At 58.2% G+C, this 6,579-nt stretch carries 6 protein-coding genes; 1 reads left to right on the forward strand and 5 read right to left on the reverse strand.

Going from position 1 to position 6,579, the window contains the following annotated elements:
* Nucleotides 1-3: 3 nt before the first annotated feature.
* From NZ746_07905 to NZ746_07915, 3 genes are read right to left on the reverse strand one after another with little or no spacing between them, the layout of a single operon-like run.
* On the reverse strand, nt 4-1,488 hold the full coding sequence (locus tag NZ746_07905) for an Nramp family divalent metal transporter (GenBank protein ID MCS6817287.1): 1,485 nt from the start codon (nt 1,486-1,488) through the stop codon (nt 4-6).
* 22 nt (nt 1,489-1,510) lie between these two features.
* The gene (locus tag NZ746_07910; protein MCS6817288.1) at nt 1,511-2,653 is read right to left on the reverse strand and encodes an aminomethyltransferase family protein; all 1,143 of its coding nucleotides are present in this window, start codon (nt 2,651-2,653) and stop codon (nt 1,511-1,513) included.
* Between the two features lie 8 nt (nt 2,654-2,661).
* On the reverse strand, nt 2,662-3,537 hold the full coding sequence (locus tag NZ746_07915) for a diacylglycerol kinase family lipid kinase (GenBank protein ID MCS6817289.1): 876 nt from the start codon (nt 3,535-3,537) through the stop codon (nt 2,662-2,664).
* A gap of 816 nt (nt 3,538-4,353) precedes the next feature.
* Here NZ746_07915 and NZ746_07920 point away from each other — a divergent pair.
* Nucleotides 4,354-5,823 (forward strand): DNA photolyase family protein, encoded by a 1,470-nt coding sequence (locus tag NZ746_07920; protein ID MCS6817290.1) that lies wholly within the window; start codon nt 4,354-4,356, stop codon nt 5,821-5,823.
* Between the two features lie 49 nt (nt 5,824-5,872).
* Here the strand turns inward: NZ746_07920 and NZ746_07925 are convergent, their stop codons facing one another.
* Both NZ746_07925 and NZ746_07930 read right to left on the reverse strand, forming a co-directional pair.
* Entirely contained in the window at nt 5,873-6,331 is a 459-nt protein-coding gene (locus NZ746_07925) for an SRPBCC family protein (protein ID MCS6817291.1), read from the reverse strand.
* Nucleotides 6,332-6,436: 105 nt separating this feature from the next.
* Nucleotides 6,437-6,579 (reverse strand): SDR family oxidoreductase (locus tag NZ746_07930; GenBank protein ID MCS6817292.1); only part of this gene is annotated, 143 nt, incomplete at its 5' end.

The following is a 6,579-nucleotide window of genomic DNA, read 5'->3' on the forward strand; positions in this document are numbered from 1 at the left end:
CGCTCATCGAAGCCATTGAAGCCAGATGTAAAGACCCGCCAGAAGCAAATACACCACCCATGCAAACCCAAGCAGCAGCGCTCCGGCACGGCCAGGACGCACCGGCTCCGGCAAGCGCGTCGGAAGCCATCGGTAATTGAGCCATAGAAGAGCGCCGGTGAAGATGATCGTCCCAAGAAATCCCAATACGGCCGTCACGAGAATCAACTCCGCCGGACTCGCGAAATGCATCGTGACGACCGTGACGACCGTCAACCCCGCAGCGATCCCATAGTACCACGTGCGCGGATGATAACGTCGAGCCTTCGGGAAATACGTGAGCGCGAAATCCGTATGCACGCGGCTCGTGGCATCGAGCGTCGTCAACCACGTATCACTGAGAAAGGCTGCGGCCATCAGCGCGAAGAGCACCTTTCCCACGCTCCCCCAACTGACCTCGAAAAATTGCATCTGATGCACGACCAATTCCCATCCCTCCGGAACGAGCCCTCGTGGGTAAAGCAGAGCGAAAGCCAGCAAACAGGTCAACAGCGTCGTCAGCGCATTTCCGACGATCGCGATGAAGCTGTCCACGCACAAGTAGAGCCGCCATCTCCGCCAGCGCTCTCGCAGTTCGGCTCTCGCTTCGGGCAAATGACCAGCGAGGGGGATCATTTCCGGCTTCCCCGTCAATGGGCTCGTGATGTGGCCCATATGTGCGGCCATCCCCGCACCTTTCTCTCGAAGCCAATAGGAGTAGAACAGCATCCAGAATCCCCCCAAGCCGGCGAACGTGACCGCCGTCAAAAGGGGCGTCGCGTCTTGCTCCTCCCACGGACGCGGCAACTCCGCAAATGGGGGGAAATGCGGGCGCACGATCCCCCGGACGAAATCCAGCACGACCGCCCGCACGCTCGGCTGCAAACATGAGATCACTAGGCCCACGACGGTAACGACAGCGATCCCCAGCATGAAGCGCTCGATGAGCCGATACGCCGTCGGACTGAGGAGCAAGGCTGGAAAGAGAATGAACACAGTGAGCCACGACCACAGTAGCGTCTTCTCCGCTTGATCCCATCCCGACGGGAAATCCCAAAGCGCCGCTATGCCCGTGCTTCCGGCCGTGACGAACGCACCAAGCCACAGGAAATGCACCGTCATCAAGAGCCACAAGCCCAAGGCAAACCAACGGTTCAACCGAATGAATCCCTGCCAAATGCTCTCGCCCGTCAGAAGCGTGTACCGTCCGATGGCGTAGTTGAGCGGAAATTGCAGCAGACACGCCGGAATCAGCAGAAAGAGGAAGCCCGTCCCGTACTTGGCGACCAATCGCGGCCACCAAATCAACTCTCCGCTGCCTTGTGCGAGCGCCATCCAGATGACACCCGGGCCAAGCATCATCCACCATCCTGGGAAATCGGGCAGAGGCCGCGTGCCGAAGGACGGAAGTTTCCCCCATCTCGAAAGCGATATGGGTTCGAGCACCTCGCTGGTCGGTTTCACCTTCATGCCCGTCGCCTCGCGCGAGATCTCATGCACGCGCCTGTTCTTCGCTCTTTGAGATGAACGGGAGCGGATGAACCTCCGCTTCGACGTCCGCATCCTTCGCCTTCACGCGAAGGCGCGTTCCCGGCTCCGCCCACGCGCATTTCACGTAGCCGAGCGCAATAGGGGCTCGCAACGAGAACGAGAACGCGGCACTCGTGATGCGCCCGACTTCTGTATCCCCTTCCACTATGCGATCCCCTGGATTAGGAATCCGATCTCCCCGGCATCGAAGCCCTACGAGTTTTCGATTGATATGCCCACGATAGCGAATCATCGCAATCGTCTCCTGACCGATATAGCACCCTTTGGTGAAGCTGATCGCCGATTCCAAGCCGGCCTCCAGCGGGATCGTCGTCTCATCCACATCGTAGCCGTACCAAGGGATCCCGGCCTCTAACCGCAGCACAAAGAGCGCACGAAATCCAACGGCCCGAAGCCCGAATCCCTCTCCCACGCGCCAGAAGGCGCGCCACATCACCGGCCCCACCGCGCGCTCCATGAATACGTCATATCCCTCCTCGCCCGTATGGCTCGCGCGCGCGATCCAAACGCTCGGACGTGCTGCGGGGTCAATCTCTCCTCCCTCTTGAGCGATGACTTTCTCGATTGAATAGAGGGTGATCTCGCCGTCACACCCGAGCGCGAGATCTCCGCCGAGAACGGTCGAGAGGAGCTCACGCGCCTTTGGCCCCTGTAGGGAGAGCGCGACGAGCGAATCCGTCACCTCTTCGATCTCCACGCGCAGAGCCATCTTATATTCCTGAAGCGTCCGCAATGTCTTCTCGGCTGCTCGTGGTTCGACGTCGAGCAGATACTCCGAGCCGAGATTGTACACGCGCATGAGGCCAATCATTCGCCCCTTGTTCGTCAACAAGGTCGCCGGCACACCACGCCCGGCCGGTAGATGGGCGATGTCATTGGAGAGCATGCTTTGTAAAAAGCGCGCGCTCTCTCGGCCTCGAACAAGAATGCGCCCTCTCCCGCTGAGATCCAGAAGCCCGACGGCCTCACGAATCGCCCGATGTTCCTCCTCAACGGAGGAATACTCGAATGGAACGATCCATCCACCCTCCTCTTCAAATCGCGCGCCGAAAGCGGCTTCCCATTCGTAAAACGGTGTGCGCATGGCCCTCCTCATGGGACAATGACGCGGATAGCGCGAGGAACGATCTCGATCGCCACGGGCGTCTCTTGAACATATTCCCCATCGGCGAAAACCGACAGCCGCTCAGGCGAGAGAATCCGAATCCGCCGCGCGCGGTAAAATTCCGCCGCTGGATGCTCCCGATGGCGCCCGCGATACACGGAAGGAATGGCCCGCAGGATCCGAAACCGATCCAGGCGATTCACGAGACAGAGATCAAGCCATCCATCATCCACCTCCGCATCGGGAAGGATTTTGAATCCTCCTCCGAAGAATGCCCCGTTGCCCACAGCGGCGAGCACCACTTCGCGCTCCAGCTCGCGTCCATCTACCCAAAGATGCAGCGAACGCGGCGCATATGAGCGAAGCTCTCGGAAGAGCGCTCCCAGATACCGCCATCGCCCCCCGAAGACACTCGGAGTTTGAGCATTTGCAAGCCGATTGACCTCGGCGCTGAGGCCCACGCTCGCCACAGAGGCGAAGAACCGATCTCCGATACGCGCTAGATCAAGAACCCGAGTCCGTCCGCGAGCGATGATCTCACACGCCGCGCCGTAATCATTCGGGAGGCGGAGGCTACGCGCCAGATCGTTCCCGCTCCCCATTGGAATAATGCCCAATTTCATCGAGCTTCCCGAGATCGGCGCCAGCAGATGATGCACCGTACCGTCGCCTCCACATCCAACGAGCAAATCGTATCCTGCGCTCACAGCCTCTTCCGCTAGCTCCGTCAAATGACGCGCGCTCTGGCTCAACGCCAACTCCAGATCGCGAAACGCCCTCCGCAAGAGCGCCCACACGCGCAAAGCAAATCGTCCCGCTCGCCCTCGCCCAGCCTGTGGATTGACCACGAGACAGACGCGCATGGGCTTCCAAAATATCAAAAGGCGGATCCTCCTGACAATCCCCATCCGCCATGTGCGAGAATCCTTCCGATAGCGGAGCACGATGGTCGCATGCGGAAATTCGCACGCAGTATCGCAGAGGGCTTCATGACGAGAGTGAAGAAAAGGCGCGAAAATTGCAATCAAAGAGACCTCTGGGTGAGCAGTACGAGATCAAAAGCTACGCCGAAAGCTCGCGTACCGAGAGTTGGCCGAGCCAATCGTCGAGGCAATCGAGGAAGCGCTCCAATACCAAGAGTCGATTCAGTGAATGGGACGAGCAAGCTCAGGTATTTGGAGTACCCCAGCAAAGACAGCACGGGCATCCTTGTCAGTGGGGAGCCACCGGATGTAAATGGTGCGAGAGAGGCGAAGGGATTGATCGAGTGCAAGGTGAGACAAGCGACGAAAGTGCTCGAGATGATCGAGACGCGAGGGTTGGCCATTATGATTGAGGCAGCTGCAGCCATAGCTGAAGCCGCCAATCTCACGCCCGTCGGCCCTAAGAAGGTCGGCAGTCATACCCCGTTCTTGTGTGGGGGAGAAGTTGCCGCCGTCAAAGTAATCACCAACAATGAGAGCGGCTGCCGCTCGGCATGTCAATGCGTGGGTCAGCGTGTCCGTGATCCCTCGCCACCTCGTGGACAAAGCGCTTCCGGTGAGTCTTCGTGTCCGAGGAGTGAAATAGCTCATGAGTGATCAGCCCTGGGAAAGTGAAGCGCACCTGTCCGAGATTTTGAGTGCGCGAGCAAGGCAACAAATGGAAAGACTCAGCAAACCTCGCCATAAAGAGCGATCATGAAGGGCCAGTGTCCCCGCCCCATCATCGTGTGGTTCCGACGCGACTTGCGCACGGATGATCACGCGGCCCTCTGGCACGCCGCGTTAGAGCATGTTCCTATCGTTTGCCTGTTCATCGTGGATCAACGCCTCATCGCCGAGCTTCCTTCCGACGGGGCGATCTTTAATTTTCAAGCCGCTTGTCTTGATGACCTTGATGCCCAACTTCGCTGCCTCGGGAATCATCTCATCATCCTCTATGGACACCCAGAGGAGGTTTTCGAGCAGCTCTTTCAACAGCTTCAGCCGATCGCCCTCTACTACAATCGCGATTATGAACCCTATGCCCGCGAGCGGGACGCGCGCGTCGAGGCGCTTGCCCGCCGTTATGACATCGAGGTTCACTCCTTCAAAGACCACGTTCTCGTCGAGCCCTGGGATATTGCGACGAGCAACGGCGCTCCCTTTACGGTCTTTGGCCATTTCTATCGCGCCTGGACCCAACAGCCCAAAGTCCTGCCTTACGGCGCGCCGGAGCATTTACCGATGATGCCAGGGCTCACCTCAGATCCCCTGCCGACGGCAGAGCGCTTGGGAAAACCTGTTACCATCCAACGTGTGGCTGTAGAACCTGGGACCAGCGCCGCTCATGATCGTTGGGAGAAGTTCCGCAATACGGCTCTATGGCACTATAAACAAACGCGCGACTTCCCAGCGCATCCCGAAGGATCGAGTCGCCTGAGCCCACATCTGCGTTTTGGCACTATTTCGATTCGGCGCATCTATGCGGACACAATTGCCATGCTCCACGATCCCGGCTGCGAGGCGACAGCGCGGGCTTCTGCGGAAAAGTTCATCGCCGAACTCGCGTGGCGGGAATTCTTTCAACACGTACTCTGGCATTTTCCACATGTCGTCGAGCACAGCTTCCGGGCGGAGCTGGAGGATTTTCCCTGGGAGAACCGGGAAGACTATTTTCGCGCTTGGTGCGAAGGATGCACGGGATACCCGTTCGTAGATGCGGCCATGCGCGAGCTCAATGCAACGGGTTATCTTCCCAATCGAGCGCGCATGGTCGCCGCATCATTTCTGGTCAAGGACCTGCACATTGATTGGCGCTGGGGCGAGCGGTATTTTCGCAGCAAGTTGCTCGACGGCGAGCTGGCCGCCAACAACGGGAATTGGCAGTGGATAGCATCTACAGGAGTTGACGCTATGCCGCTTCGGATATTCAATCCCCTCTTGCAGTCTCGACGCTACGATCCTGATGGGGCCTATATTCGCCGATGGGTGCCGGAGTTGCGGCATCTTCCGATTGATCACCTACATGAGCCTTGGTCAATGACCCACGCCGAACAGAAGTATTATGGCGTGCGAATCGGGGTGGATTACCCTCACCCCATCGTGGAGCATATGGAGCGAAAACGCCGGTTTGAAGGAGCGTATAAAGAAGCCGTGCGAAGGCGAAATCGCTCGAGCCCCAGATGAAGCGCTTGCGGAAGTTGGGATGGGGACCGGGACAGATTTTCCCAAACCATCACGAGTAATTGAACAACGCCGTAAGTCGGCGCTCGCGATAATCGAAGATGTGACGGAGCGCTCGCTCAACCCACAGCCGATGGACGAGATCACCGATCGGGCCAAGAGGTAACACGTAAAGCACCTCGTCCGTGATCAACGTCCCTCCTTCATGCGGCTCAAATCGGTGCGTGTGATGCCAAAAGCTATAAGGGCCTCGGAGTTGGACGTCTACAAAATACAGCGGGGGATCATAGGCCGCGATATAGGTCGTCCATCGGACAGGCACACCAAGAAGTCGAATTCTGTAATCAATCAACGCCCCCATGTGCATGGGGATGGGAGACGGCGTGAGTAATTCGAAACCTAATTCTGGGGGAGTGATCTCCGCCAGGTTTTCAGGACGCTCGAAAAAAGGGAACACGGTCTCAACTGGCCGCTTGACCCATAGCTGACGAAAGAGCCGATGAATTCGCATAATCTATGGCTGGTCAGATTACCCGCAATTCTACACCAATTTTGATCCCATCGGCTTTCAGCCACAATGGGACGTCGTTGTAGCGATACGCCCATCGGGTGAGACTCACACAGATCGGGATCGAATCGTACTTAAACCGCCATCCACGGCAATGACCATCCCCGTGATCCAGCTTTGCGCGGGATCAAGGAGCCATTCGATAGCCGCAGCTACATCCGACGGTTCGCCAATTCTGCCAAGCGGATGCA

It is taken from the genome of Blastocatellia bacterium (genome assembly GCA_025055075.1).
Lineage (GTDB): Bacteria > Acidobacteriota > Blastocatellia > HR10 > HR10 > HR10.